The organism is Amycolatopsis sp. NPDC049868 (genome assembly GCF_044461365.1).
GTDB lineage: Bacteria > Actinomycetota > Actinomycetes > Mycobacteriales > Pseudonocardiaceae > Amycolatopsis.
Map to the genome: position 1 here is coordinate 319,987 of NZ_JBITKV010000002.1, position 25,055 is coordinate 345,041.

General features: G+C 69.4%; 28 protein-coding genes and 1 tRNA gene. 16 read left to right on the forward strand and 13 right to left on the reverse strand.

Going from position 1 to position 25,055, the window contains the following annotated elements:
• Positions 1-4: 4 nt before the first annotated feature.
• The 3 genes from ACIBTM_RS09630 (at position 5) to ACIBTM_RS09640 (ending at position 2,263) form a co-directional block, all read left to right on the forward strand.
• Complete coding sequence (locus ACIBTM_RS09630; RefSeq protein ID WP_395876080.1) at positions 5-1,378, forward strand: glutamate decarboxylase; 1,374 nt, start codon at positions 5-7, stop codon at positions 1,376-1,378.
• A gap of 62 nt (positions 1,379-1,440) precedes the next feature.
• Positions 1,441-2,067, forward strand: coding sequence for a TIGR03085 family metal-binding protein (locus ACIBTM_RS09635; protein ID WP_038521096.1), 627 nt, complete (start codon positions 1,441-1,443; stop codon positions 2,065-2,067).
• Between the two features lie 10 nt (positions 2,068-2,077).
• Positions 2,078-2,263, forward strand: coding sequence for a 2-hydroxymuconate tautomerase (locus ACIBTM_RS09640; protein ID WP_395876081.1), 186 nt, complete (start codon positions 2,078-2,080; stop codon positions 2,261-2,263).
• Between the two features lie 14 nt (positions 2,264-2,277).
• Here the strand turns inward: ACIBTM_RS09640 and ACIBTM_RS09645 are convergent, their stop codons facing one another.
• Positions 2,278-4,122 carry a prolyl oligopeptidase family serine peptidase gene (locus ACIBTM_RS09645; RefSeq protein ID WP_395876082.1) on the reverse strand — a complete coding sequence of 615 codons (1,845 nt, stop codon included), beginning with the start codon at positions 4,120-4,122 and terminating at the stop codon, positions 2,278-2,280.
• A gap of 39 nt (positions 4,123-4,161) precedes the next feature.
• Between ACIBTM_RS09645 and ACIBTM_RS09650 the strand changes: the two genes are divergently transcribed.
• Positions 4,162-4,842: a methyltransferase domain-containing protein gene (locus tag ACIBTM_RS09650; RefSeq protein WP_395876083.1), complete on the forward strand. Its 681-nt coding sequence runs from the start codon at positions 4,162-4,164 to the stop codon at positions 4,840-4,842.
• A gap of 309 nt (positions 4,843-5,151) precedes the next feature.
• Here ACIBTM_RS09650 and ACIBTM_RS09655 read toward each other — a convergent pair.
• The 4 genes from ACIBTM_RS09655 to ACIBTM_RS09670 all read right to left on the reverse strand — a co-directional run bounded on the left by ACIBTM_RS09655 (position 5,152) and on the right by ACIBTM_RS09670 (position 8,993).
• Positions 5,152-5,225, reverse strand: a tRNA-Pro gene (locus ACIBTM_RS09655).
• Positions 5,226-5,253: 28 nt separating this feature from the next.
• The gene (locus tag ACIBTM_RS09660; protein ID WP_395876776.1) at positions 5,254-6,180 is read right to left on the reverse strand and encodes a metallophosphoesterase; all 927 of its coding nucleotides are present in this window, start codon (positions 6,178-6,180) and stop codon (positions 5,254-5,256) included.
• A 278-nt stretch (positions 6,181-6,458) separates the two neighbouring features.
• On the reverse strand, positions 6,459-6,773 hold the full coding sequence (locus ACIBTM_RS09665) for a hypothetical protein (RefSeq protein WP_395876084.1): 315 nt from the start codon (positions 6,771-6,773) through the stop codon (positions 6,459-6,461).
• Positions 6,774-6,824: 51 nt separating this feature from the next.
• Entirely contained in the window at positions 6,825-8,993 is a 2,169-nt protein-coding gene (locus ACIBTM_RS09670; RefSeq protein WP_395876085.1) for a transglycosylase domain-containing protein, read from the reverse strand.
• Between the two features lie 350 nt (positions 8,994-9,343).
• Here ACIBTM_RS09670 and ACIBTM_RS09675 point away from each other — a divergent pair, with 350 nt between their 5' ends.
• A complete protein-coding gene (locus tag ACIBTM_RS09675; protein ID WP_005166974.1) occupies positions 9,344-9,661 on the forward strand; it encodes a WhiB family transcriptional regulator in 318 nt (105 codons plus the stop codon).
• A 64-nt stretch (positions 9,662-9,725) separates the two neighbouring features.
• On the opposite strand, the gene ACIBTM_RS09680 is transcribed toward ACIBTM_RS09675, so the two are convergent.
• The 4 genes from ACIBTM_RS09680 to ACIBTM_RS09695 form a co-directional block, all read right to left on the reverse strand.
• On the reverse strand, positions 9,726-10,856 hold the full coding sequence (locus tag ACIBTM_RS09680; RefSeq protein WP_395876086.1) for an ArsA family ATPase: 1,131 nt from the start codon (positions 10,854-10,856) through the stop codon (positions 9,726-9,728).
• Entirely contained in the window at positions 10,856-11,860 is a 1,005-nt protein-coding gene (locus ACIBTM_RS09685) for an ArsA-related P-loop ATPase (protein ID WP_016337892.1), read from the reverse strand. The genes ACIBTM_RS09680 and ACIBTM_RS09685 overlap by 1 nt, the downstream gene beginning before the upstream one ends.
• 21 nt (positions 11,861-11,881) lie before the next feature.
• Positions 11,882-12,130 (reverse strand): hypothetical protein, encoded by a 249-nt coding sequence (locus tag ACIBTM_RS09690; protein ID WP_395876087.1) that lies wholly within the window; start codon positions 12,128-12,130, stop codon positions 11,882-11,884.
• Positions 12,131-12,214: 84 nt separating this feature from the next.
• Positions 12,215-13,159, reverse strand: a complete 945-nt coding sequence (locus tag ACIBTM_RS09695; RefSeq protein ID WP_395876088.1) for an esterase/lipase family protein — start codon at positions 13,157-13,159, stop codon at positions 12,215-12,217.
• A 129-nt stretch (positions 13,160-13,288) separates the two neighbouring features.
• On the opposite strand from ACIBTM_RS09695, the gene ACIBTM_RS09700 reads away from it, so the two are divergent.
• The 7 genes from ACIBTM_RS09700 to ACIBTM_RS09730 all read left to right on the forward strand — a co-directional run bounded on the left by ACIBTM_RS09700 (position 13,289) and on the right by ACIBTM_RS09730 (position 17,651).
• Positions 13,289-13,450 (forward strand): DUF4177 domain-containing protein, encoded by a 162-nt coding sequence (locus ACIBTM_RS09700; protein WP_005166970.1) that lies wholly within the window; start codon positions 13,289-13,291, stop codon positions 13,448-13,450.
• A 12-nt stretch (positions 13,451-13,462) separates the two neighbouring features.
• Positions 13,463-13,918, forward strand: a complete 456-nt coding sequence (locus tag ACIBTM_RS09705) for a RidA family protein (RefSeq protein WP_016337888.1) — start codon at positions 13,463-13,465, stop codon at positions 13,916-13,918.
• On the forward strand, positions 13,918-14,547 hold the full coding sequence (locus ACIBTM_RS09710) for a hypothetical protein (protein ID WP_125679756.1): 630 nt from the start codon (positions 13,918-13,920) through the stop codon (positions 14,545-14,547). The genes ACIBTM_RS09705 and ACIBTM_RS09710 overlap by 1 nt, the downstream gene beginning before the upstream one ends.
• A 38-nt stretch (positions 14,548-14,585) precedes the next feature.
• Positions 14,586-15,731 carry a hypothetical protein gene (locus ACIBTM_RS09715; protein WP_395876089.1) on the forward strand — a complete coding sequence of 382 codons (1,146 nt, stop codon included), beginning with the start codon at positions 14,586-14,588 and terminating at the stop codon, positions 15,729-15,731.
• A gap of 89 nt (positions 15,732-15,820) precedes the next feature.
• Positions 15,821-16,633, forward strand: a complete 813-nt coding sequence (locus ACIBTM_RS09720) for an NUDIX hydrolase (protein WP_395876090.1) — start codon at positions 15,821-15,823, stop codon at positions 16,631-16,633.
• The gene (locus ACIBTM_RS09725) at positions 16,630-17,400 is read left to right on the forward strand and encodes an MBL fold metallo-hydrolase (protein WP_395876091.1); all 771 of its coding nucleotides are present in this window, start codon (positions 16,630-16,632) and stop codon (positions 17,398-17,400) included. The genes ACIBTM_RS09720 and ACIBTM_RS09725 overlap by 4 nt, the downstream gene beginning before the upstream one ends.
• On the forward strand, positions 17,397-17,651 hold the full coding sequence (locus tag ACIBTM_RS09730) for a glutaredoxin family protein (RefSeq protein WP_395876092.1): 255 nt from the start codon (positions 17,397-17,399) through the stop codon (positions 17,649-17,651). The genes ACIBTM_RS09725 and ACIBTM_RS09730 overlap by 4 nt, the downstream gene beginning before the upstream one ends.
• Before the next feature lie 103 nt (positions 17,652-17,754).
• On the opposite strand, the gene dnaN is transcribed toward ACIBTM_RS09730, so the two are convergent.
• From dnaN to ACIBTM_RS09750, 4 genes are all read right to left on the reverse strand, one after another.
• Positions 17,755-18,819, reverse strand: coding sequence for a DNA polymerase III subunit beta (gene dnaN, locus ACIBTM_RS09735; RefSeq protein WP_395876093.1), 1,065 nt, complete (start codon positions 18,817-18,819; stop codon positions 17,755-17,757).
• Between the two features lie 9 nt (positions 18,820-18,828).
• Positions 18,829-20,091, reverse strand: a complete 1,263-nt coding sequence (locus ACIBTM_RS09740) for an MFS transporter (RefSeq protein ID WP_395876777.1) — start codon at positions 20,089-20,091, stop codon at positions 18,829-18,831.
• Positions 20,092-20,541: 450 nt separating this feature from the next.
• A complete protein-coding gene (locus ACIBTM_RS09745) occupies positions 20,542-21,216 on the reverse strand; it encodes a Crp/Fnr family transcriptional regulator (RefSeq protein WP_003081747.1) in 675 nt (224 codons plus the stop codon).
• A gap of 159 nt (positions 21,217-21,375) precedes the next feature.
• Positions 21,376-21,627: a hypothetical protein gene (locus ACIBTM_RS09750; protein WP_005166943.1), complete on the reverse strand. Its 252-nt coding sequence runs from the start codon at positions 21,625-21,627 to the stop codon at positions 21,376-21,378.
• 238 nt (positions 21,628-21,865) lie between these two features.
• Between ACIBTM_RS09750 and nth the strand changes: the two genes are divergently transcribed.
• Genes nth through ACIBTM_RS09770 form a run of 4 tightly spaced genes read left to right on the forward strand, consistent with a single transcriptional unit; the run spans position 21,866 to position 25,037 of the window.
• Complete coding sequence (gene nth, locus ACIBTM_RS09755) at positions 21,866-22,549, forward strand: endonuclease III (protein ID WP_395876094.1); 684 nt, start codon at positions 21,866-21,868, stop codon at positions 22,547-22,549.
• Positions 22,546-23,142: a TlpA family protein disulfide reductase gene (locus ACIBTM_RS09760; protein ID WP_395876095.1), complete on the forward strand. Its 597-nt coding sequence runs from the start codon at positions 22,546-22,548 to the stop codon at positions 23,140-23,142. Before nth ends, ACIBTM_RS09760 begins: the two co-directional genes overlap by 4 nt.
• Complete coding sequence (locus tag ACIBTM_RS09765; RefSeq protein ID WP_395876096.1) at positions 23,139-23,846, forward strand: NUDIX hydrolase; 708 nt, start codon at positions 23,139-23,141, stop codon at positions 23,844-23,846. The genes ACIBTM_RS09760 and ACIBTM_RS09765 overlap by 4 nt, the downstream gene beginning before the upstream one ends.
• 6 nt (positions 23,847-23,852) lie before the next feature.
• Positions 23,853-25,037 carry a MarP family serine protease gene (locus tag ACIBTM_RS09770; RefSeq protein ID WP_395876097.1) on the forward strand — a complete coding sequence of 395 codons (1,185 nt, stop codon included), beginning with the start codon at positions 23,853-23,855 and terminating at the stop codon, positions 25,035-25,037.
• Positions 25,038-25,055: the final 18 nt, after the last annotated feature.

The following is a 25,055-nucleotide window of genomic DNA, read 5'->3' on the forward strand; positions in this document are numbered from 1 at the left end:
GTCCATGGTGCTGCACAAGGGAACCGCGTCCGATCCGGAGCGCAAGAACGGGGCCAATCCGCTGTACGCCGGCGCGTTTCCCGCGCTCGCCGAGAACATCCGTCTCCCGCACGACAGCCTCGCCGAAGACCCGCTCCCGCCCGACACCGCGCTCCAGCTGGTGCGCGACGAGCTGATGCTCGACGGCAACGCCCGGCTCAACCTCGCCACGTTCGTCACCACGTGGATGGAGCCGCAGGCCCGCGAGCTGATGGCCGAATGCGTCGACAAGAACATGATCGACAAGGACGAGTACCCGCAGACCGCGGAACTCGAGCGGCGCTGCGTGAACATCCTCGCCGATCTGTGGCACGCGCCCGATCCCACCGCGATCATGGGCTGCTCCACCACCGGTTCGTCGGAAGCGTGCATGCTCGCCGGCATGGCGTTGAAACGCCGCTGGTCGAAACTGGGCCGTCCCGGGAAGCCGAATCTGGTGATGGGCGCGAACGTCCAGGTCTGCTGGGAGAAGTTCTGCGAGTACTGGGAGGTCGAGCCGCGGCTGGTGCCGATGGACGGCGACCGCTTCCACCTCACCGCCGACGAGGCGATCGCCCGCTGCGACGAGAACACGATCGGCGTCGTCGCGATCCTCGGGTCCACTTTCGACGGCAGCTACGAGCCGGTCGCCGAGATCGCCGCCGCGCTCGACGGCCTGCAGGAACGGTCCGGCTGGGACATCCCGGTGCACGTCGACGGTGCTTCGGGCGCGATGATCGCGCCCTTCCTCGATCCCGGGCTGAGCTGGGACTTCCGCCTGCCGAGGGTGGCGTCGATCAACACCTCCGGGCACAAGTACGGGCTCGTCTATCCCGGCGTCGGCTGGGTGCTGTGGCGCGACAAGGAGGCGTTGCCGGCGGAGCTCGTCTTCAACGTCAACTACCTCGGTGGCGACATGCCGACTTTCGCGTTGAACTTCTCCCGTCCCGGAGCCGAGGTGGCCGCGCAGTACTACACGTTCGTCCGGCTCGGCCGCGAAGGTTTCCGTGCCGTGCAACAGGCTTCGCGTGACGTGGCGACCCAGCTGGCGGACGGGATCGCTCAGCTGGGCCCGTTCGAACTGCTGACGCGCGGCGATCAGCTGCCCGTGTTCGCCTTCACGACGAAGGCGGACGTCGAGGGCTTCGACGTCTTCGACGTGTCGCGGCGGCTTCGCGAGCGAGGCTGGCTCGTCCCGGCGTACACCTTCCCGGAGAACCGGACCGATCTCGCGGTGCTGAGGATCGTGGTGCGCAACGGTTTCACCCACGACCTCGCCGATCTGCTGCTCGCCGACCTCCGGCGCCTGCTGCCCGAGCTCGATCACGGCCCGCGACGGCGGACCGCGTTCCATCACTGAGCCGGGTGCCCTGCGTCACGCCGGATTTCCCCGGGCCCTACCGGCGCGTAACGTCGGGGGCTATGGGAGTCGCCGGAGACGAACGTCGTGCGTTGAGCGAGCTTTTCGAAGAGGTCGGCCCGGACGCGCCGACCCTGTGCACAGGCTGGAAGACGCGGGATCTCGCGGCGCATCTGCTGGTCCGCGAGCGGCGGCCCGACGCGGCGCCCGGCATCCTGGTGCCCGCGCTCGCTTCGTACACGCAACGTGTGCAGGACTCCTACGCCGCCCGGCCGTGGTCCGAGGTCGTCGGCAAGGTCCGGTCCGGCCCCGCCTGGTACTGGCCGACGTCGATCGGCGCGCTCGACGAGCTGACGAACAGCGCGGAGTTCCTGATCCACCACGAGGACGTCCGCCGGGGACAGCCCGGCTGGGAACCGCGTCCGGCGGACTCCGCGCGGGACGCGGCGGCGTGGAAGTCGGCGAAGCAGGCCTCGAAGCTGAACCTGCGGAAATCACCGGTCGGCGTGATCCTGAAGACCCCCGAAGGCCGCGAAGCACGGGTCAAGGAAGGCCCCGACACGGTGACCGTGATCGGCGCGCCGATCGAGCTGCTGCTGTTCGTCTTCGGCCGTGACGCGGCCCGCATCACCTTCGAAGGCGACGCCTACGCGGTGGACAGGCTCCGGAAGCACGATCGCGGGCTCTAGAGTTCCGGCCATGCCGATGATCAGTGTTTCGATGTTCCCCGGCCGCACGGCCGAGCAGAAGCAGGCCCTCGTGCGGGAGGTGACCGACGCCTTCGTCCGCACCTGCGGCGGCAACCCCGAAGGCGTCTGGGTGACCATCAACGAGATTCCCGCCGAACACTGGGCGTCCGGCGGGACCCTCCTCTCCGAGCGCTGACCCCCTCGCCGGGGTCAGCGAAGTCCGACCGCCCGCAGCGCGAAGAACACCTCGATCGCGGTCTGCTTGATCGTCTCGGCGATCACCAGCGACCCGTGGCCCGCGTCGAACCGATAGAACTCGAACGGGATCTCCCGTTTCGCGAGCCTGTCGAGGTAGTTCTCGACCTGCCGGATCGGGCAGCGCGGGTCGTTGTCCCCGGCGAGCACCAGCACCGGCGCCTTCACGGCCTCGACGTAGGTGATCGGCGAGCATTCCCGGTACACCGCCGGCACCGTCTCCGGTGAACCACCGAACAGCGCCCTGTCGAACGACCGGAGCTGCTCCATCTCGTCCTCGTACGCGGCGACGTAGTCCGCCACCGGTACCCCGGCGATCCCCGCCGCCCAGCGCGCGGGCTGGGTGCCCAGGGCCAGCAGGCTCAGGTAGCCACCCCACGAAGCGCCGTTCACCACGCATTTGGCCGGATCCGCCAGTCCACTTTGGACGGCCCAGTCGTGCACGGCGGCGACGTCTTCGAGCTCGGTCAGGCCAGGGCGGCCTTCGATGGCGTCGCGCCAGGCCGAGCCGTAACCGGTCGAGCCGCGGTAGTTGACCTCGACGACGGCGAAACCGGCGTCGAGCCAGACGGCGCGGTACGCGGAGAAGCGGTCCTCGTCGGCCGAGTGTGGCCCACCGTGCAAGGAGAAGATCGTCGGAAGCGGGCCTTCCGGCGCGTCGGCGGGACGCGAGACCAGTGCGTGGATCCGCCCGCCGATCCCGTCGACGAACGCGTCGGTGACCGGTGCGGACTCCGGGGCACGCTCGCCCGGCGGTTCGAGGAGCACGGAGTCTTCGCCGCCCGCTGTCCGCGCGCGTACCGCCGTCGGTTGCGCGGCACTGGACCACGAGTACTCGACGGTGCCGTCGGGCCGCACGCCCGCGCCGCCGATCCGGCCCGGCGGTGTGTCCAAAGAGGACAGCTCGCCGCTCGCGAGGTCGTACCGGTGCAGGGAACTGCGGCCTTGGTGGAAGTGGACGACCAGCAGTGCCCGCGCGTCGGGATACCAGCCCGCGACCACCTCGCCGGGCAGATCGAGCTCGATCTCCTGCTCGGTGTCCGCGGCGGTGTCCCAGATCAGGAGCTCTTCGCGACCGCGCCGCTCGTGCAGCACGAGCAATCGCTGATCGCCGGCGACCGGCGAGTACTCGAGCGCGCCGAGGCCTTTGCCCTCGCCGTCCCATTTGTCGGCGATCGTCGTGAAGCCGTCGGTCGACAGGACGCGCAGCGCGGGGTGGCGCGAATCACCGTGTTCGGAGTGGGAGATCGCGAGCAGTGACTCGTCGCGCGACAGCGAGGCGATCCCGGCGTCGTCTTCGTGCTTGTAGAAGCTGGTGGTCTCGCCGTCGATGCGGGCGAAGAGTTCGCTGCCGTCGTCGGTCGAGACGCCGACGGCGATCACCCGGGTGCCGATCTCCAGCCCGGCGGGGTAGCCGTCGTGGACGCCCGGCACCGCGCGCTCGGCGGCGGCGCCAGGTGCGAACGGTTCGCGGACCCAGGAACCGAATTCGTCGCCGTCGGTGTCGTCGAACCACCAGATCCAGCGGCCGTCGGGGGACGGGGTCGCGTGCATGGTGCCGTTGGGCCGGTCGGTGACGCGGCGGTGCTCACCGGTCGACCGGTCCCAGGAGTAGACCTCCCAGACGCCGCTGGCGTTGGAGACGTAGACGTTCGCGTCCGGGGCGTCGATGGCCCATTCGGGGACCGAGATGCGCGGCGCGTGGAAGCGGGCCCGCCACCTGGTCTCGGCTTCGGAGTCGTCGAACAGGCGGTCCGGGACCGCCGCGGACGGATATTCAGTGCCTGGCTGCGTGCTCACCCCTCGATCCTGCCACTGGAGAGCCGTACTGTGTGCGGGGTGCTGGAGGGAAACGCGCCGCGCGCGCGGTCCGCGCGTCAGGCGGTCGAACGGGCCGTGTTCGCGCAACCGCTGTTCGGGCCGGGGATGGGGTGCGTCGACGTCGGCTGCGGTCCGGGTTCGATCACCCTGGGTATCGACAGCGGGCACAGAAAGTCCACAGTGGACTTCTTGGTGGCGGAGGCGTGCGCGCTGCCGTTCGCCGAGGACTCCGTGGACGTGCTCTTCGCGCACGCCGTTTTCGAGCACCTGAGAGAACCGGGCGCCGCGCTGGCGGAGTTCCGGCGCGTCCTCAGGCCAGGCGGCACCCTCGCACTGTCCACATCGGACTGGAGCCGGGCGCGGCTGCGGCCGAAGACGGCGAATGTCGACGCCGCCCTTCGCGGCCACTATCTACTGTGGCGCCGTGCGGGCGGCGACCCGTTCGCCGGACGCTCGCTGCCCGCCGCGGTCACGGCCGCCGGTTTCACCGACGTACGAACGAAAACCCGCTACCGCACGGACACGACGTACCGGGCGCTGGCGACGTCCGTGGAGGCGCGCCTGGTGACGGCGCTGGAAACCGCGACGACCCCGGATCGCGACCAGCTCGCCTCGGCCGCCCGCTCGGCCTGGTCGTGGGCGCGCTCGGGGGATGGGGATTTCGCGCAGTGCTGGACCGAACTGCTCGCGACCCGCTGAGCGCTCTTTCGGCTCTGGCGACGTTGAGTGTCCCCAATGCCTCATTGGAGACACTCAGCGTCTCAAATGAGGCATTGGGAACCCTCAGCCTTTGCTTGCCCCCTCGGTTGTCCACAGCCACCCGCCGTTGTGGACTACTGACCCCGCCGGCCCCGTCTTCGCCCAGTCCCGCCGCCCCTCGGCGATACGCTGGAGCCGGGGTCGCCCCCCTGGGAGTGGCGGGGGCTGCCCGGGGCGCGTGTCGTGGGGGAGCTGCAACGCGAAAGGGCCTTGCTCGCGAAAAGCGAGCAAGGCCCTTTCGATCCAACGTCGGGGTGGCGGGATTCGAACCCACGACCTCCTCGACCCGAACGAGGCACGCTACCAAGCTGCGCCACACCCCGGATACTTCTTAGCGGGTCGAGGAGAAGTTTAGCGGACGGTGTTTCGGGCTTTGCGGGGGGCTGCTTTCCGGTGGTTCTCGCTGGTCGTGCCCCGTGGGACGAGGGTCAGCAGGCTCGCCTCGGGCGGGCAGGCGAAGCGGGCCGGGGCGTACGGCGAGGTGCCCAGCCCGGCGGAGACGTGGAGCCACATCTGGGCGCCCCAGCGGGACGCGCCGCGGGCTCGGGTGCGGTCGAGTTCGCAGTTGGTGACCAGCGCGCCGTAGCCGGGGACGCGGAGCTGCCCGCCATGGGTGTGACCCGCGAGGACGAGGTCGTAGCCGTCGCCGGCGAACTCGTCGAGCACGCGGGGCTCAGGCGAATGCGTGACGCCGATGCGGACGGCGGCCGCGGTGTCCACCGGGCCGGCGATGTCGGCGTAGCGGTCGCGGCGGAGGTGGGCGTCGTCGACGCCGGCGGTGAACACGTACTGGTCGGCGACCTCGATGGTGCGGCGGACGTGGGTGAGGTCGTTCCAGCCGTGTTCGACGAAGGCCGCGCGGAGATCGCGCCACGGCAGGTGCTCGCCGTGGATCCGCTTCTTCTTGCCCTTCGGCATGAGGTAGCGCGCGGGGTTCTTCGGTTTCGGCGCGTAGTAGTCGTTGCTGCCGAAGATGAACACGCCAGGCCGGTCGAGCAGGGGGCCGAGTGCGCGCAGCACGGACGGGACGGCCTGATGATGTGACAGGTTGTCACCGGTGTTGACGACGAGGTCCGGTTCGAGTTCGTCGAGCGCCGCTACCCAGCGTTGCTTGCTCACGTGCCCGGGCAGCATGTGCAGGTCCGAGATGTGGAGGATCGTGAAGGGCTTCGCCCCTGCCGCGAGGACCGGGAGCTCCGCGGTGCGAAGCGTCCACCGGCGCCTTTCGATTCCGACCGCGTAACCGAGGGTCGCGGCTCCCAGGGCGACGGTTCCCACGGCCAAGCGCCGTACCGTCGCCCCCGAAGTACCTTTGTTACTGAGCGTGCTCACAATGTCCAGTTTACGTGCTCTCTGGTGGTGATCGTTCGCCCCCATTCCAGCGATGCTGGGAAATCGCTGGAATGGCCTCTTTTCTTCACTTTCCGTGGTCGGCGCGGAGTGTCGCGATCAACCGACATGATCCCGTCGACCACTGTTACCCGTTAAGCCGCCAGGCGGTCACTCAAAGTTAGAGTCAGGTGACTCATCGTGATTTGCGCTGGTAAATGCAACTCTCAACCCTGCGGATCATACTTCGGTGGCGTGCCCGCCTGCTCGCCAGTAGTTCCGGCAAGCCGGTGCCACAGGATGGCAAGGAGGCGGCACAGCGCGATGGCGGCGCCGGGGCCGAGAATCGCCAACCAGAGTCCGATGATGCCGGGTTCCTCGGGGCTGACCGTTGCCAGGGTCAGCCCCGTCACCAAGGCGGCCGATGCGAGCAAATGCGCTGACAGGGCGGAGAGCTTGGTTCGCCGCGTCGGATATGACCGGCTGGCGAGGTAGATGGACACGATGAACGCGGGAACGTAGACGAGGAATACCCCGGTCACATCAACCCCCCTTTGCCTGCCGGCGAAGGTAAACGGGAGCAGGACCGAAGATCAGCGTCCGCCGCCCATGTACTTCGGGTCCGGAGCCGGCAACGGCAGCGGTTCCTGGCCTTCGAGGATCTTCGACATCGCCCCGAACCAGGTCTGCGCCGGCGTCTTCCCGCCGAACATGTTTTCGCAACCGCGAGTGGTCACGTTACCCGGGCCGAGGTAGCAGAGACCGCCGTTTCCACCCTTCGGACGGAACACCATCGCCGCGCCCGCGAGCTGCGGGGTGGCGCCGAGATAGGTCCCCGAGCCGTTGCTCTGCGTCGTCCCGGTCTTGCCCATCACCGGCCGGTTCCACTTGGCGCCGCTCGCGGCGCCCGCCGACGTGCCACCGGGCGCGCTGTCCCGGCTCAGGCCGACCGCGAGGGTGTTGGCGAGCCCTTCGGGCACCACCTGTTCACACGCGGCTTCCTTGACGGTCACCGGCTTTCCGTCCCGGTCGGTGACACCGGCCAGCGGGGTCGGCGGGCACCAGACGCCACCGCTCATGATCGTGGCGCCGACGTTCGCCAATTCCAGGCCGCTCAGCGGGGCCGGGCCGAGCGTGAACGACGCGTTTCCGGGCCAGCCGGGCCGCGGGCCGAAGGCCTGCAGCTGGCTGGTGTTGGCACCGGGATTGTCGGACTTCGGATCAACGGCGCCACCGCCGAGGTTGCTGGCCATGGTGTCGCGCATACCGAGTTTGCGCGCCATCTCCACGATCGGCCCCGTGCTCCCGACCTTCTCTTCGAGGGCGACGAACGCCGTGTTCGGCGAAGTCGCCAGCGCCTGCTGCATCGACATCTGCCCGCCCGCCGGGTTGTAGTCACCCGCGTTGCCCAGGCAGTACCAGCGGGAGCGCAACGGCGGTCCGGTCGGGGCGCATTTGTTCCCACCACCGGCGAAGATATGCGAGGTGTAGAAGTCGGGCACCGGAAGGGGACTGTTGATCCCGGCCACGCCGGCTTCCAGTGCCGCCGCGGCGGTGAAGACCTTGTACGCCGAGCCGGCACCGCCGGTGTTGTAGACGCCGGAAGGCAACGCGAACGTCGTCTGTCCCTGGTCTTCGTGCAGCCCGTAGTCACGGTTCGCCGCCAGCGCGACGACCTCGTGCCGCTGTTTGCCCGGCTTCACCAGGGAAAGCGTGTTCGCGACGTTGTCCTGCGTCTTCTTGACCTGGGCTTCGGCCGACATCTTGGCCTCGTGGTTCGCCCGTTCGTCCAAAGTGGTCTTGATCCGGTAGCCGCCGGTGTAGAGGTCGTCCTTCGTCATCCCCGACTTGAGGAGATAGTCCTCGACGTACTGGCAGAAGAAACCGTTCTCCGGACCGGCACCGACGCAGTTCGACGCGGGCTTCTGCGGGCCGCCTTCGACGACGCCGAGCGGCTCGGCCTTGAACCGTTCCGCGTCCACCTTCGCGAGCTTCTGGTTGTCGACCATGCGGTCCAGCACCAGGTTCCGGCGTTCGGTCGCCTTCGCCGGGCTCTTCCACGGGTCGTTGACGGCCGGGTTGTTCACCAGACCGGCCAGCAACGCCGCCTGCGGCACCGTGAGTTTCTCGACGGGTGTGTTGAAGTACGCGTTCGCGGCCGCGCCGACGCCGTAGATCTCGCGCGAGAACTCGACGACGTTCAGATAGCCGGTCAGGATCTCCATCTTGTTCAGCTTGGTTTCCAGCTGGATCGCGATCCGGGCTTCCTTCAGCTTCCGGGCGACCGACTGTTCCTGTGCGCGCTTCTGGCCCGGCTTGTCGTCCCGGTAGACGACGTTGATCAGGTAGTTCTTGACGTACTGCTGGGTCAGCGTCGACGCGCCCTGCGTGTCCCCGCCGGTGCTGTTGCTGACCGCCGCGCGCAGCGTGCCCTTCCAGTCCACCCCGTTGTGCTCGTAGAAGCGCTTGTCCTCGACCGAGATCAGCGCCCACTTCATGGCGTCGTTGATCTGGGTCTCGGTGGTCGGGATGCGGTACTGCTTGTACAGCGTCGCGATCTGCTTGCCGGTGTTGTCCGTGATAGTCGTCACCAACGGCGGCGGGATGTCCGCAAGATCCGAAGATGTCTTGTCGACGGTCTCGCTCGCCTGGTTCGACAGCACCCCCGCGGCACCCGCCACCGGGAACAACATCCCCGCGACCAGCACCCCCGCGAGCACACAAAGGCCAATGAGCTTCAGCAGACCGTCCGTTTTGCGCACGCGGACCAGGGTACGCGGATGCCGTTAGCCCACCGTGACGTCGCCTCGCTGTAAGTGTGGATTCGGTTACGAAATCGACCCCATGAGGTGACGGCCGGTAACGACAGGCATTCTAGGGCTTGGCGGGGGGAACCGAGGGCCCCTACAGTCCGTCAACGTCTCACGTATGAAAAAGCCGACAGACGGGTGAGTGCGAGCGGCAGTCGCATTCGGCCGAACGGAGGCACCGGCACCGGGGAGGTGTCGGCTCAACCGACGTGAGCACACAGGGAGACACGCTCATGGGGGCAGGAGCGCAGGCTTTTCGTCCTCCCGTGGTGTGTCGAACACCAGGGTAGGGAGCTGGGGGTATGGAAACCAACCAGTCGAGCTGGCGAGTCAATGCGTCGTGCCGCGACACCGATCCGGATGGCTTGTTCGTCCGGGGGGCGGAACAGAACCGGGCCAAGGCGGTCTGCCTCGGTTGCCCGGTCAGGACGGAATGCCTCGCCGAAGCGCTCGATGGCCGGATCAACTTCGGCATCTGGGGAGGTATGACCGAACGGGAACGGCGGGCGCTGCTGCGGCGGCGGCCGGACGTTTCCAGCTGGGCGGACCTGCTTGAAGCGGCGAAGCGCAGTTTCACCGGGATCGACGAAGAGGAAGACGTGCGCGTCCGAGTCTCGTGATCAAGGTTGGCGTGAAAGGCCCCTTCCCTGAGTCCAAGGTAGGGAAGGGGCCCTTCGCGGAGCCTCAGGACTGGGTGGCGAGCCTGGTTCCGATGTCGCGCAGGCCTGCGAGATCGTGCACGTCACTGGGGAGCGCGGGCACCCGCACCAGCGGGACCTCGGGATGCGCCCGCGTGAACCTGGCGAGCAGCCGCGTCTCTCGATCGGCCAGCGCGACCCGGTCCGCGTGCAGGCGAAGGACGGCTTCGGCCAGCGGAGCGCTGGTCTCACCCTTCGCGAGCTGCTCGGCGGCCGCGATGGCTTCGGCGCTGGACAGCGGGGCGAGCACCGGATGCGTCCGGTTCGCGACCAGCCCCGCGAGCGGCATGCTCTCCTCCGAAAGCCGCTCCACGAAGTAGGACGCCTCGCGCAGCGCGTCCGGCTCCGGCGCGGCCACGACGAGAAAAGAAGTGCCACCGGACCGCAGCAGCTCGGAGGTCTTTCGCGCGCGTTCACGGAACCCGCCGAACATGCTGTCGAAGGCCTGCATGAACGCCGAAGCGTCCGTCAGGAGCTGGCCGCCGATGATCGTCGAGACGGCCTTCGCGAACATCGAGAACCCGGCGTTGACGACCTTGCGCAAGCCCCAGCCGCCCGCCTTGGCCGGACCGGTGAGCAGCCGGATCATCCTGCCGTCGAGCGCGCTGGAAAGCCGCGTCGGCGCATCGAGGAAGTCCAACGCGGACCGGCTCGGCGGCGTGTCGACGATGATCAGATCCCACTCGTCGGTGGCCGCGAGCTGCCCCAGCTTCTCCATCGCCATGTACTCCTGTGTGCCGGAGAACGACGTGGAAATGGTCTGGTAGAAGGGATTCTGCAGCAGCTGCTCGGCGCGTTCCGGGCCGGCGTGCACGCGCACCATGCCGTCGAAGGTGCGGCGCATGTCGAGCATCATCGCCCAGAGTTCGCCCTTGGGCTCGAAGCCTTCGACCTGCACCTGCTTCGGGTGATTGCCCAGTTCGCGCAGGCCGAGCGCCTGCGCCAGCCGCCGCGCCGGGTCGATGGTGAGCACCACCGTCTGGCGTCCGCGTTCGGCCGCGCGCAACGCGAGCGCCGCCGCGGTGGTCGTCTTGCCGACCCCGCCGGAACCGCAGCACACGATGACCCGGCTTTCCGGATCGTCGATCAGCTTGTCGATCTCCAAGACGTCCGACATCAGCGCACCCCCTGCTCGGTCAGCGCTTCGGCGAGGTCGTAGAGCGCCGCGACGTCGACCCCGTCGGTCAGATCGGGCAGTTCGAGGCCCGGCAAGTCCGCTTCGGACAGTTGCTCGCGGGCACGCTGCTCCGCCGCGACCCGCACGGCGTGCTCGACGGTCTCTTCGACGAGCGCGTCGAGAGTGCTTTCCGGCAGGTCGAGCCCGGCCGACGCGAGCCCGGCGCGGACGCGCGAGGCGTCGACGCGGCCGTCCGCGGCGGCGGTCACCGAGCGGGCGGGCAGCCGCGGCGGGCGTACCCGGTTGACCAGCACGGCGCCGGGACGCAGGTCGGCGCCGTCGAGTTCGGCGACCGCCTCGACGGTCTCCCGCACCGGCATCTCCTCCAGCAGCGTCACCAGGTGGACCGCGGTCTCACCGGAGTGCAGCAGCCGCACGACACCGTCGGCCTGGCCCCGGATCGGGCCGGTCTTGGCGAGATCGGTCAGGGCCTTGGTGACGTCGAGGAACTTCACGACCCGGCCGGTGGGCGGCGAGTCGACGACGACGGCGTCGTAGGTGTGGCGGCCGTCCGATTCGGTGCGGCCGACGCATTCCTTGATCTTCCCGGTGAGCAGGACATCGCGCAGACCCGGCGCGAGCGTGGTCGCGAACTCGATCGCGCCCATCCGCCGCAGCGTCCGCCCGGCGAAGCCGAGGTTGTAGAACATCTCGAAGTATTCGAGCAGCGCGGCCTCGACGTCGATGTGCAGGGCGCGCAGTTCGCCGCCGCCGGGGACGGCCGCGATGCGCTGCTCCGCGTACGGGAGGGGCTCGGTGTCGAAGAGCTGGGCGATGCCCTGGCGGCCTTCGACCTCGATCAGCAGCACTCGGCGCCCGCCCTTGGCGAGCGCGAGGCCCAGCGAGGCGGCGAGCGTGGTCTTGCCCGTCCCGCCCTTACCGGTGACGAAATGCAGCCTGGCTCTCGCGAGTTCGTCGGTCCAGCCGGCAAGGGGTGTGCTCACCGGTCCACCCTAATTGAGCGATCAGCTCGCCAGCATCATGACGCCGAGCGCGGCCATGACCAGTCCCAGAAGACTCCAGGTCAAAGCTCCGGGCAGCACCGTGAGCATCACCACACCGAGCAGCAGGAGGACGACGAAGGCCACCGCGCCGGTGATCGCGACCGTCGCCGAGCTGTCCGTGCGGTCTCGTGCCTTCGCCATCAGGACCAGCACCAGCGGCAGCCCGGCCACGGCGAGCAGGACGGTCGCGATCACGCGCCAGGTCTCCACGGGCCCACCGTAGCGCCGCCGAACGCGCGTGAAGGCCCCCTTCCCTCGGCTCAGCCGAGGGAAGGGGACCTTCACGCGCTTCGATCAGCTCCCGATGGGGGTCGCCGGGACGCAGGGGACCGGCTTCGCGTGCGCCGGGTCCAGCGCGTTGAGGACGTGCCCGGCGGCGTTGCGGTCGGCGGCGACCCCGGCGTGCTCGGCCAGGTCGAGCAGGCAGCCGTCCTGCAGCACGATGTTCTTCACGTTCGGCCCCGTGCCCATCCCGCTCGTGTACGGGACGACGGCCTCGTCATAGCGGGTCATGATGTTCGTGTAGGTCACGCCCGGCTGGAAGACGCCGTTGCCCGACCGCAGTTTCGTGAGGAATTCCGAGCCGCGCAGGAACTGGCGGCACGAACCGCAGAGCGGGTCGAGGATGCCGTTGAACCCGGCAGCGAGTCCCAGCGCGCCGGCGAGCGCGTACAGCTGCGAGGCGCCGAGCAAGGTCGTTCCGTTCCAGAGCGGGGTCAGGCTGACGTACTTGTCCACTTTGGACGCTCCGCCGAGGAACTTCACATAGTAAGAAGGCATGAGCGTGCCTTCGGAATGCCCGAGGATGTCCACCTTGGACGCGCCGGTCGCGCCGAGAACCTTGTCGACGAACGCCGAAAGCTCCTTCGCGCTCTGCTCCATCGGCAGCAGCCCGCCGGGCTGGTAGATCGGCAGCGGTTCCCCGGGAACACCGTAGGTGAGGGAGAAGACGCAGTACCCCTGGTTCTTCAGAAGCGGGCTGAACGTCTGCCAGTTCACCGTCTGGTTGGCGCTGAGGCCGTGGGTGAGCACCACCGGATTCGGATGGGCGGCGCTCGGACGGCAGTCGAAATCGTTCGCGCCGGGCGGCGGGCCGCCCGGGTTCGCCGCTTGCGCGGGCAATGCCGCGGCGAGCGTCCACGGGACGGGGAGTTCCTCGTCGGCGTTCGCAGGTGATGCGCAGATCAGGGCAAGGGTCGCGGCCAGGAACGTGGCGGCGAGGGACTTCGTCGTCCGCATGTCGGCGTCCTATCTACTCCCGAGTAGGTGTGAAGTGAACCACATCGGCGGGAAATCGGCGAACCGTCCGCGAGAGGGTTTTCCGCATGTGTGTCGGGCGCCCTTGCCGGTTTGGCTACGCTCCCGGGCATGAGCGCCACCAAGTGGGAGTACGCGACCGTCCCCCTGTTGATCCACGCCACCAAGCAGATCCTCGACCAGTGGGGCGAGGACGGCTGGGAGCTCGTCACCGTGCTCCCGAACCCGACCGGCGAGCAGCACGTCGCCTACCTCAAACGAGCGAAGAACTGAGGGACTGAAGCCATGACCTGGAGCGATCGACTCGCCGAGCTCGGTATCGAACTGCCCGCCGTCGCCGCCCCGCTGGCGGCCTACGTGCCCGCGGTCCGCACCGGTTCGCACGTCTACACGGCCGGGCAGCTGCCCTTCGTCAAGGGTGAGCTCGAAGCGACCGGCAAGGTCGGCGCCGAGGTCAGCCCCGAAGAGGCGAAGCAGTACGCGCGGACGTCGATCCTCAACGCCCTCGCCGCGGTCGACTCGGTCGCCGGTATCGACAACGTCGTGCGGGTGGTCAAGGTCGTCGGGTTCGTGGCGTCCGCGGAGGGCTTCACCGGCCAGCCCGCGGTGATCAACGGGGCGTCCGAGCTGCTGGGTGAGATCTTCGGCGAGGCGGGTATCCACGCCCGTTCGGCCGTCGGCGTCGCCGAGCTGCCGATCGGGGCGCCGGTCGAGATCGAACTGATCGTGGAGGTGAAGTGATGGACCCGGATATCGAACGGTCCTCGCACGAGCTCCTGCTCCGGCTGGCCGGACGGCTGCCGGACCAGCTCTTGTGGCGGTTCCGTGACTGGCTGGGCGAAGGCGCGATGGGCACGCTCGCGCGGACCCTGCCCAGGTCTTTGCTTAAGCACAGGATCGACCTGGATCAAACGGAGTATCGCCTGCTAGTCGCCGGGCTCATCCCTCACGGAGCCGACTGGCATCAGGTGAGTTCCACCCTGGGGGTAGACGACGTCACCGAGACCAGGTACACATTCACGCAGAGTGCGCCCGAATGGGTGAACTCCGTCGACTCTGTGTCCGTATTGATCCACGCAACGTTGCGGGGACGGCCGGATGTGGGTGAAGTGCGGCAAAGCTGGCGACACCTTGGTGTGGTCGGCGAGGGTGGGGCGAAACGAGTCCTCCTGGTCACGGCGCTGAACGGGCTGCCCAGGCTGACCGGCGAACTGCAGCGGGTCCTGCGCGTGCTGGGTGACGAGGAGCCCGGCGTCGAGGTTCTCCCGCCGAGCATCGACCTCACCGGCTATCACCGCACCGCGCTCGCCAACTCCGAGCTCGTCTGTGTGGGCGCGGTGGACACCGGAAGTCGGCTGGTCGCCGCTTAACGCTCGCTCCACCAGGCGAGCCGGGAGGGAGCAGAGCAATGGTGGAGGTCCACGACGGCCCGCCCATGGACGGGTTCTCGGTGCCCCTGCGCCTGCACAACCTGTTACTGGCCCTGGCGGGTCGTATCGACGACAGTGCTTTGACCGAAGCGCGTGAGCTGATCGCGCGTGCGCACATCGACGAAGCGGTGGAGCTCACCACCGGCACCCTGATCGCGGGGAAGATCCCGGTGAGCTCCTCCGAACAGCGTGAACTCGCGCTCGTCCTCGAGATGAGCCGGTCCGACGCCACCCTGGCGAACGACCTGCTGGTCGTCGAGGAGGACGAGCCGGTGCTCACCCACCGGTTCACCGGTGAGAACCAGCCCGAATTCGGCCTCGCCGAGGCGCTCGACCGCACCCTGCAGGTGCTGCCGGACGTCCGGTCGGTGCACGCGGTGTGGCGGAACACGCCGGCGGGCAGTGTGCCCGGCGCGCTGCCGCAGCGGGTGGTCCTGGTCGAGATCGGACCCGAGGGCAACCCGCCCGCGGTCGCGTTCCGCGTGGACACCGCGCTTCGCCGCGCGGGTATCCGTTCGGTCGTCGAGGTCGCGGGCCCCGGCGTCGCACGGTCCGCGTACCACCAGGCCGCGTCTTCGGCCGCGAGTCCTGTCTGGGTCACCGGGAGTACCCACTCCAGTGACTTTCGGTCCGAGCCGGTGACTCCGCCGCCCGCTCCCGCCCCGGCTCCCGAGCCGGTCAAGGAGCAGCCGAGCAGGCACGGGCTGCGGCCGGTGAGCAGCGCGAGCCACGAACCGGTCGAGCCGATCGCGCCGGTGGTGCCGATCGTGCAGCAGGCGCCCGCGGCGACGCCGTCGTCTTCGCCGGAGCCGGCACCGCCGCGTAAGTCGAGGGCGGAGACCCGTGCCGAGCGCACGGCCGACCTGACCCCGGCCGAGGTGGCGCAGCTGCGCCAGGCGCTCAAGGAGGACCCCGAAAAGGGCCGCGAGATCGCCACGGGCAAGCCGAGCATGCACGAGGTCGTCGAGCTGCCCGCTCTCGACCTCGACGACCCCAGCCTGAGCGAGCGCGACCGCGCGCTCCTGCGCGAGCTGCACGCCGAGCTCGCCGAACGGGAGCGCGCCGAAGCGGCGAAGATCCGGCTGAACGGCGCTTCGCGCAGCAGTGGTTCGAGCTGGTCCTAGCGAACCCCACGCGTTTCGTCCTCTGAATGCGGTAGTTGCACGCGCAACGATCGCAACCAGAGGACGAAACGCGATGTTAGGTTGCGGGTGTGGCTGAAGAACTGACATTCGACATCCCGGTGGGGGCCGGGGTGGGCACCCGCGCCAACGCCGGCGGCGAGCCGGTGACGCCCAAGGACGCGGCGACCGTGATCCTCCTCCGCGACGGCGCCGATGGCGTCGAGGTCTTCCTCCAGCACCGGGTGAAGGGCATGCCGTTCGCGGGCGGGATGACCGTCTTCCCCGGCGGCGGTGTGGATTCCCGCGATGTCGACGCCTCCGTGAGCTGGGCAGGCCCGGAGCCCGCCTGGTGGGCGGAACGCTTCGGCTGTGACGAAGCGCTGGCCCGCGCCCTGGTGTGCGCGGCCGTGCGGGAGACCTTCGAGGAGTCGGGCGTGCTCCTCGCGAGCACCGGGGACACGGTCGTCACCGACACGACGCCGTATCACGACGCCCGCGAAAAGCTGGTCTCCCGTGAACTCTCGCTCGCCGCGTTCCTCGAAGCGAACGGCCTGACCTTGCGTGCGGATCTCTTGCGCCCGTGGGCGAACTGGGTCACCCCGCCGCAGGAACCGCGCCGCTACGACACCTGCTTCTTCGTCGCCGTGCTGCCTGAGGGACAGCAGGCGGACGGCGCCACCTCCGAGGCCGTCAGCTCCGGTTGGCAGCGGCCCGAAGAGGCCATCGCCGATGCCAAGGAAGGCCGCCGCATGCTCATGCCACCGACCTGGATCACGCTCGCGGAACTAGGTGAGTTCGCCTCGTCGGCCGCGGCGCAGGCCGCCGAACGCGAGATCTCGAAGATCATGCCGACGCTGGTGCGCGACGGCGACAAGGTCCGCGTCATCCTGGACCCGGCGTGAGCGCCCCCGCGTACGGCGTGCTGCGCCGGATCACGTCCACGGCTTCCGTGCTGCTTGAGCACAATCCTTCGTCGATGACGCTGGAGGGCACCAATTCCTGGGTGTTGCGCGGTCCCGGCGCGTCCGGATCCGTGGTCGTCGACCCCGGTCACGAGGACATCGAGCATCTGACGCTGCTGGCGGAGACCGGTGCCGTCGAGCTGATCGTGCTCACCCACCATCACCCCGATCACGCCGAGGGCGCGCCCTGGTTCGCCGAGCGCGTCGGCGCCCCGGTGCGGGCCTTCGACGAGTCGCTCTGCGTCGAGGGGAAGTCCCTTGTGGACGGTGAGGTGATCGAGGCGGGCGGCGTCCGGCTGTCGGTGCTGCACACGCCGGGGCACACCGGCGACTCGATCTGCCTGGTGTCCGACGGCCAGATCCTGACCGGTGACACCATCCTCGGCCGCGGCACCACCGTGCTGCACGATCTCGGCGACTACCTGCGCTCGCTGCGGAAGCTCATCGGGCTGCCCAGCGGCACCGTCGGCCTGCCGGGACACGGCCCGGAACTGCCCGATCTCGCCGCGACCGCGAGCGAATACCTGGCACATCGGGAAGAACGGCTCGACCAGGTGCGTTCGGCACTGGAGACGCTCGGCGCGGACGCCACCCCACGACAGGTGGTCGAGGTCGTCTACGCCGACGTCGACAAGGCTCTGTGGGCGCCCGCCGAATGGAGCGTGCGGGCGCAGTTGGACTACCTGAGGTCGGAGGACGGCGAATGAGTGACGTCGAGGTCGAGTTCTACTGGCGCCCCGGATGCGGGTTCTGCGCCGCGCTGGAGCGGCCGTTGTCGAAGAGCGGCTTCAAGGTGAAGCGGGTCAACATCTGGGAGGACCCGGACGCCGCCGCCCGCGTGCGTTCGGTGGCGAACGGGAACGAGGTCGTGCCGACGGTCTTCGTGGGCTCGAAGGCGATGGTGAACCCTTCGTTCGGCGAGATCGAGGCCGCGGTGAAGGCCGCCTCTGCCGCCTGACTCGCCTACGCGCGCTATGAACGGTCCGTTCCTTGCAAAATTTGCAAGGAACGGACCGTTCATAGCGTTCGGGTGCGGGAGACGCGCAGGAGGCCGGCAGGCGTCAGCGCGGCAGCATCGGCATCACGTAGTAAGTCAGCTCCACATCGCCCGGCTCCACCGCGCGGATGACGCAGGCCCGCATCCCGGGCTGGATGTCGAGCCGCACCCGTTCCCCGGCGAAACCCTGCAGCGCATCCAGCAAGTAGCGCGCCTGGAACGAGGGCGACGTCCGGCCGCCGGACACCTCGGCCTTCAACGTCTCCTCGGCTTCCCCGGTGTTCTGCTTGGCACTGGCCAGCCGTAGGTGCGAGTCGCCGACCTCCAGCGTCAGCACTCGGCGATCGTCCGCGTAGACGCCCACGCGCCGTACGGCGGCGGCCAGCGCGTCGGCGGCGACCTCGACCGTCGTGTCCACAGTGGACGACTCGATCAGCTTCTCCGACAGGAATCCCGCGTCGAGCACGGCGGTGGTGACGGCGACACCGGCCCAGCTCAGCCCGAACCGGGTCCCGTCGCCGTGCAGGCCGACGGTGCCGCGCGCCTGCTTCGCCGTCTCGGCGAGCAGGCCCGCCGGGACCAGTGCGTCGATCGGCTCGCCTTCGGAGCGCAGCGGCAGGGTGGCCACCGCCATCCGGTACCGGTCGGACGCCGTCAGCCGCAGCTCGCGGCTGAAGCTCTGCACGCGGACGCCGGTGAACATCGGCAGCGCGTCGTCCTTCGCCGCCGTGCCCGCGACCGTGCGCAACGCGGTCACGAGCGCGTGACCGTCCACTTCGGACACCTTCGGCGGCATGTCCGGGAGGTTCAGCTCGCGGCTCAGCAACGGCAGCGCGTAGCGCCCGCCCTCCACCCGCACGGCCAGCCGCGAACCCTCGACGACCAGGCGCACCAGATCGTCGTCGAGCATGCGCAGAGTCTCCGCGAGCGGCCCGGCGGGGACGAGGACCTCACCATCGGTGTGGACCATGGCCTCGCCGGTCAGGCGGACCGCTCGCTCGCTGTCGTTGCCGCCGACGGTCAGCCCTTCCTTCCCGGCGCGCAGGAGCAGGCCGGAACGGGCCGACAGCAGCCGGGCGGCGGCGGAAACGGCGGACGAAAGGGGGCGTGTGGCGGCGGTCAGGTCCATGCCCGCAAGCTAGCGGGCGGCACCGACAAGTTCGGGCGCTTCGGCGACGGTTCCGGCGGGGCGGGTGCGGAAGGTGCCGCGCAGCAGCCACACCACCGCGGCGAGCGCGAACCCGACACCGCCGGCGGCGAGGAACGCCGCTTCGTGCCCGGCGTGCTCGACGAGGTAGCCGCTGATCGACTGCCCGAACGCGAGGCCGAGGGTGACCGCGGTGAGCACCCAGCCGAACGCCTCGGCCGCCGTGCCCTTCGGCGCGGCGATCTCGATGGCCGCCGAATGCGTCGTCGACTGCGGCGTGATGAGCGCGCCCGCGGCGAGCATGGCGAGCGCGAGGCCCCACAGCGAGCCCGGCAGCGCGAGCAGCGCCACCAGCGCGCCGAATCCGGCCAGCAGCACCGGCAGCCGCAGGCCCATCTGACGCGGCCACGGGCGCAGGCTGTACGCCACCCCGAACGCGACCGAGCTGACCGACCAGGCCGAAAGCAGCAGACCGCCGATGGAGGTGTTCCCCGCCTCGGTCGCGGCCGCCGGGACGGCGACCTCGACGAACCCGATCACCGCGCCGAAGCCCAGCGCGGCGATCGCGAGTGTGCGCATCCCAGGGCTGGCCAGCGCGCCGAGCAGTTTGCCGCCCGTCGACGGCGACGGCCCCCACGCGCGCACGGTCGGGCTCAGCGCGAACAGAACCGCGCCCGCGATCATGGTCAGCGAGCCGGTCACGATGCCGGTGCCCGCCCACGGCGCGGCGATCAGCAGCCCGGCGAACCCGGGACCGAGGATGAAGAAGACCTCCATGCTGATCGCCTCGTAGGAGAACGCGGCGTTCCGCGTCGGCCCGGCGGGCAACAGCCGGGTCCACAGCGCGCGCGAGGCCGAACCGACCATCGGTTCCGTGATCCCGGTGCCGAAGGCCAGCGGGACCAGCACCAGCGTCGGGGCGTGCGCCTCGATCGCGAACACCAGCCCGGTCATCGCCAGCGCGAAGAGCATCGTGGTGGTCAGCAGCGGCCGGGTCGGCCCGAACCGGTCGATGAGCCTTCCCTGCACGACCGCGCCCACGGAGACACCCACCAACGATCCGGCCGACACCAGTCCGGCCGAAGCGAAGGAGCCCGTCTCACGCTGGACGTAGAGCAGCGCGGAGATGCCGATCATCGCGATCGGCAGGCGGGCGAGCAGCGACGCGATCACCGCCCCGCGGGATCCGGGCGCGGTCAGCGCGGCTCGGTAGTCGGCGAGGGAGGTGCGGTGGCTCTCGGCGGAAGCGGACACAGACTGGGACACGCGTACCAGTATGACCACTTTGGTACGCGAGTACCAGATCTGTGGCGGTAAGTTTGGTCACCACCGGATCTGGGTACTACGGACCACGAATCGTCCAGGTTCGTCACGATCAGGTAACAGTCGGTCGATTCTGGGTCATTCGGGGCAACAAATCGACGCAGATGGCGTCCTTGAGAGTGAAAGAACTTGAGTTCACGGCCGATGGCCGTGGATGGTTGTACGACAAATACACAGTTTCCAGCTCCCTCCGGCGTACGGGTCGGGGCCTTGTTCCGGAGGGCGGGGAGCGCGGATCGTCGGGGGATGGTCCGCGCACAGCGAAGAGCCGGTGCGCCACGTCGGGGGTGGCGCCCGGCTCTTCGTTGTGTTCAGTACAAGTACGTGAAGGCCCCCTTCACTGCGTCTAGCGCAGTGAAGGGGGCCTTCACGTACTTGAAATCAACGGGCGCGGCGGGCCAGGCGCTCCGGGTCCAGGATCAGGACGCTCTTGCCTTCGAGCCGCAGCCAGCCGCGGTGCGCGAAGTCGGCGAGAGCCTTGTTGACGGTCTCGCGCGAGGCGCCGACGTACTGGGCGATCTCTTCCTGCGTCAGGTCGTGCGTGACCCGCAGCAGACCGGCCTCCTGGCTGCCGAAGCGCTGCGCGAGCTGCAGCAGCGCGCGCGCCACGCGTCCGGGGACGTCGGTGAAGATCAGCTCGGCGACCATGTTGTTCGTCCGGCGCAGCCTGCGGGCGACCACCCGGAGCAACTGCTCGGCGATCTCCGGGCGGGTGGAGATCCACTGCCGCAGCGCCGGGCGGTCCATCGTCACCGCGCGGACCTCGGTCACGGTCGTCGCGCTGGACGTCCGGGGGCCGGGGTCGAAAATGGACAGCTCGCCGAACATGTCGGACGGGCCGAAGATGCCAAGCAGGTTCTCGCGGCCGTCGGGTGACTTGCGGCCGATCTTCACCTTGCCGGACTGGATGATGTAAAGCTTGTCGCCGGGTTCACCCTCGTTGAAGATGACATGCCCGCGAGGGAACTCCACGGATTCCAAGGTCTGTGCCAGCGCCTCGGCGGCTGCCGGCTCAACACCCTGGAAAATGCCCGCTCGGGCCAGGGTTTCGTCCACCTCGGGTGCCTCCTCATCGAGATACGACGTCGATCCTCGTCGGGCGAGGACCGTGTCGTCGATCACTTTTCGCGTCAGTCTAGGTCGTGCGCGCGAGATCGCTCGTCGGCACGCCGAACGCGCGCGCGGGCCGGGAACGATCTCGCTCGAACGTGGAGCCTAACTCCGCACGCGCCGCGCGCGAAGCCTGGCCGCCTTCCCGCCGAGCCTGCGCAGCCGGAAAAGCTCGAGCGCGCGCCCGATGCCGTGCCCGTAAAGGGCCCTGACCTCGTTGGGCTGAGCCTGCTCGAGGAACTCCTCGACCTCGTTCTCCTGCACCGCGACGTGCTTGAGCCTGGTCTCCACGCGTTCCATGAACAGTGCGAAGAACATGATCACCAAGGGGACGAGGATGACGAACCAGACGGTCATGCGCCCTGCCCAGGGAATTCCGAAAAGTTGTGCATTACTCCAGATCCTCGCTCATGGCGTCCTCGATCGAAGCGCCGAGGTGGTGCTCTGGCGTGTCGGCCGTCGACCGGCGGGTGCTCCCCACTGGCTCGTCCGATGGCGCCCGTAGGCTATCGGGGTGCCTCCTGCCCTCACCAATGCCCCCCGTGCGGGGGGCAAGGGTGAAAGCCGGCTCGCGTTGGTGAGACGCGCCAGGCGGATGAAGCGTTGCCTCGACGACGAGTTCCCCGACGCGCACTGTGAGCTCGACTTCACCACTCCGCTCGAACTGCTGGTCGCGGTCGTGCTTTCGGCGCAGACCACCGACGTCCGCGTGAATCAGGTCACGCCCGCGCTCTTCGCGCGCTACCGGACCGCCGCGGACTACGCCGGCGCCGACCGCGCGGAACTCGAGGAGTACCTCCGCCCGACGGGCTTTTTCCGCGCCAAGGCGAATTCGGTGCTGGGGCTGGGTGCCGCGCTGGTGGAGCGCTACGACGGCGAAGTGCCCGGCAAGCTGAAGGACCTCGTCACGCTGCCGGGGGTCGGGCGCAAGACGGCCAACGTCGTGCTCGGCGACGCCTTCGGGGTGCCCGGGATCACCGTCGACACCCATTTCGGCCGCCTGGTCCGCCGCTGGGGCTGGACCGAGGAGGAGGACCCGGTCAAGGTCGAGCACGCCGTCGGCGAGCTGATCCCGCGCAAGGAGTGGACGCTCCTCTCGCACCGGACGATCTTCCACGGCCGCCGCGTCTGCCACGCCCGCAAACCGGCCTGCGGCGCCTGCCCGCTGGCGAAGATGTGCCCCTCGTACGGAACCGGTCCGACGGGCTTCGAAGAGGCCGCGAAGCTCGTCAAGGGCGAAGAGCGCGAGCACATCCTGGATCTGGCGGCCCGCCGGTGACCAGGGTCACCAAACTGGCCCTCGGTGCCGCCGTGCTGGTGGTGGCCCTGATCGTCGCGTTGCTCACGACGCGCGACGGCCAGGCGCCCGCGAAGACGTCAGGGGATCTCACGGCCGCGCGGGCGAAGGCCGCGCTCGCCCCTTGCCCGCCGCCTGGGCCCGGTGAGGTGGCGAAGCTGCGCGGTGTCGACGTCGAGTGTCTCGGCGACGGCTCCAGGGTCGACCTCGCCAAGGTGCTCTCGGGCGGTCCCGTGCTGGTCAACCTGTGGGCGTCGTGGTGCGAACCGTGCCGTGCCGAGCTCCCGCTGCTCCAGCGGTACGCCGCGTCGCCCGGTGCCGCGCGCGTGCTCCTCGTCCAGGTCGCGAGCTCCGGCGCCGACGGGCTGGCGATGCTGGCCGAACTGGGTGTCCGGCTGCCGTCCGTGTTCGACGGTGACGGACGGTCGGGGCCGGTGCGGACGGCACTAAAGGTCCCTTCCTCCCTGCCGGCGACGTACCTGGTCACGGCGGGCGGTGACGTCCGGCTCATCGAGAACCCACGCGTCTTCCTGAACACTGACCAGGTGCGCGCCGCTGTGGAAGGGACACCATGACCGGCCCCCTCGTGGACCCGGAGGCCGTGCCCGCCTGGTTGCAACCGCTGGTCAAGATCAGCGGCGACGTCGACGCGGCCACCTTCAGCCGGTTCAGCGTGCCGCCGGACGCGAGCTACCGGTCCGCGTCCGTCCTGATGCTCTTCGGCGAGGGCCCGCAGGGGCCCGACGTCCTGCTCCAGCGCCGCGCGGACACCCTCGGCTCGCACGCCGGCCAGGTCAGCTTCCCCGGCGGGGGCGCCGAGCCGGAGGACGGCGGACCGGTCGGCACCGCGTTGCGCGAGGCGGAGGAGGAGACCGGCGTCGAACCCGCCGGCGTGCTGCCGGTGGCGGTCTTCCCGGAGCTGTTCGTGCCCGTGTCCAGCTTCGCCGTGACGCCGGTGCTCGCCTACTGGCGGACGCCCTCGCCGGTGCACGCCGTCGACCCCGGCGAGACGGCGGCGGTGGCCAGGGTGCCGGTCGCGGAGCTCACCGACCCGGCCAACCGGTTCCAGGTCATGCGCAAGGGCTACGACTGGAAGGGCCCCGCGTTCGACGTCGGGGGGATGTTCGTCTGGGGGTTCACGGGCGGCCTGCTGGCGATGACGCTGGCGCTCGGCGGTTGGGAACGGGACTGGGACCACGGCGACGTCCGGGACCTTGACGTAGCGTTGGCCGAACATCAGGCGCGGGTCGACGGGCGGCAAGTGCCGGAGAAGGAGTAGGCGCCGGTGAACTGGGTCGACATACTGGTGATCCTGCTCGCACTGCTGGCGGGCGTGTCCGGCGCGTTCCAGGGGGTGATCATCGCCCTCCCCTCGCTGGTCGGGGTGGTGCTCGGCGCGCTCGCGGGGATCAAGATCGCGCCGCTGGTCGTGGAGCTCTTCCAGCATCCGGCGGCGAAGGTCGCCTTCGCGGTGGCGACCGTGGTGTTCCTGGTCGCGCTCGGCGAGACCCTCGGGGTCTGGGCCGGCCGGAAGCTGCGGCAGAAGATCAACCCGGACAAGCTTTCCGGCGTCGACAAGACGCTGGGCGCGGTGGTGCAGGCCGCCGTGGTGTTCGTGGTCGCGTGGCTGATCGCGACACCGCTCACCGCCGTCTCCGGCGTGCCAGGGCTGGCGAAGTCGATCAACAGCTCGGTCGTGCTCGGCGGCGTCAACGACGTCATGCCCGAAGCGGCGCAAGGCTTCCCGAGCGAACTGCGCAAACTGCTGGACGCCTCGGGCTTCCCGTCCATTGTGGACCCGTTCCAGAAGCCGAACGTCGAGGACACCAGCCCGCCGGACACCGCGCTGCAGGCGAGCGCGATCGTCAAACAGGTGCACCGCAGTGTCGTGAAGATCCGCGGCAACGCGACCTCGTGCTCACGGGCGCTGGAGGGCAGCGGATTCGTCGTCGCGCCGCAGCGGGTGATGACGAACGCGCACGTGGTCGCGGGCACCGACGAGGTCGCCATCGAGTCGACGTCGGGCAAGTTCCCGGCCAGGGTCGTCTACTTCGACCCCGAGGCCGACGTGGCCGTGCTGGCGGTGCCGAGGCTGCAGGCCCCGGTGCTCCCGTTCACGCCGCGGGTCGCGCGGGCGGGCGACAACGCGATCGTGCTCGGCTACCCGCTCGACGGCCCGTACACCGCGACGCCCGCCAGAGTGCGCGGCCGGATCAACCTGCGCGGACCGGACATCTACGAGTCCAACACCGTGCAGCGTGACGTGTTCACCGTGCGCGGGCAGGTCCGCAGCGGGAACTCGGGCGGGCCGATGATCAACCCCGATGGCGAGGTCATCGGGGTCGTGTTCGGTGCGGCCGTCGAGGATCCGGAGACCGGGTTCACGCTGACTTCGGAACAGGTGCGGCCGGTGGTGGAGACGGCTCCGGCGCTGAGCGCGAACACGTCCACCGGGCCCTGCGCGAACTGAGCCCGCTCACTCGCCCGC

Bases quoted from the DNA above. Each gene is read 5' to 3' on its own strand.
- ACIBTM_RS09675 (WP_005166974.1), top strand. From the start codon at position 9,344: ATGGAAACCAACCAGTCGAGCTGGCGAGTCAATGCGTCGTGCCGCGAC.
- dnaN (WP_395876093.1), bottom strand. From the start codon at position 18,819: ATGGACCTGACCGCCGCCACACGCCCCCTTTCGTCCGCCGTTTCCGCC.
- ACIBTM_RS09630 (WP_395876080.1), top strand. From the start codon at position 5: ATGGTGCTGCACAAGGGAACCGCGTCCGATCCGGAGCGCAAGAACGGG.
- ACIBTM_RS09695 (WP_395876088.1), bottom strand. From the start codon at position 13,159: ATGCGGACGACGAAGTCCCTCGCCGCCACGTTCCTGGCCGCGACCCTT.
- ACIBTM_RS09765 (WP_395876096.1), top strand. From the start codon at position 23,139: ATGACCGGCCCCCTCGTGGACCCGGAGGCCGTGCCCGCCTGGTTGCAA.
- ACIBTM_RS09750 (WP_005166943.1), bottom strand. From the start codon at position 21,627: ATGACCGTCTGGTTCGTCATCCTCGTCCCCTTGGTGATCATGTTCTTC.
- ACIBTM_RS09700 (WP_005166970.1), top strand. From the start codon at position 13,289: ATGAGCGCCACCAAGTGGGAGTACGCGACCGTCCCCCTGTTGATCCAC.
- ACIBTM_RS09680 (WP_395876086.1), bottom strand. From the start codon at position 10,856: ATGTCGGACGTCTTGGAGATCGACAAGCTGATCGACGATCCGGAAAGC.
- ACIBTM_RS09710 (WP_125679756.1), top strand. From the start codon at position 13,918: ATGGACCCGGATATCGAACGGTCCTCGCACGAGCTCCTGCTCCGGCTG.
- ACIBTM_RS09730 (WP_395876092.1), top strand. From the start codon at position 17,397: ATGAGTGACGTCGAGGTCGAGTTCTACTGGCGCCCCGGATGCGGGTTC.
- ACIBTM_RS09640 (WP_395876081.1), top strand. From the start codon at position 2,078: ATGCCGATGATCAGTGTTTCGATGTTCCCCGGCCGCACGGCCGAGCAG.
- ACIBTM_RS09635 (WP_038521096.1), top strand. From the start codon at position 1,441: ATGGGAGTCGCCGGAGACGAACGTCGTGCGTTGAGCGAGCTTTTCGAA.
- ACIBTM_RS09705 (WP_016337888.1), top strand. From the start codon at position 13,463: ATGACCTGGAGCGATCGACTCGCCGAGCTCGGTATCGAACTGCCCGCC.
- ACIBTM_RS09715 (WP_395876089.1), top strand. From the start codon at position 14,586: ATGGTGGAGGTCCACGACGGCCCGCCCATGGACGGGTTCTCGGTGCCC.
- nth (WP_395876094.1), top strand. From the start codon at position 21,866: ATGAAGCGTTGCCTCGACGACGAGTTCCCCGACGCGCACTGTGAGCTC.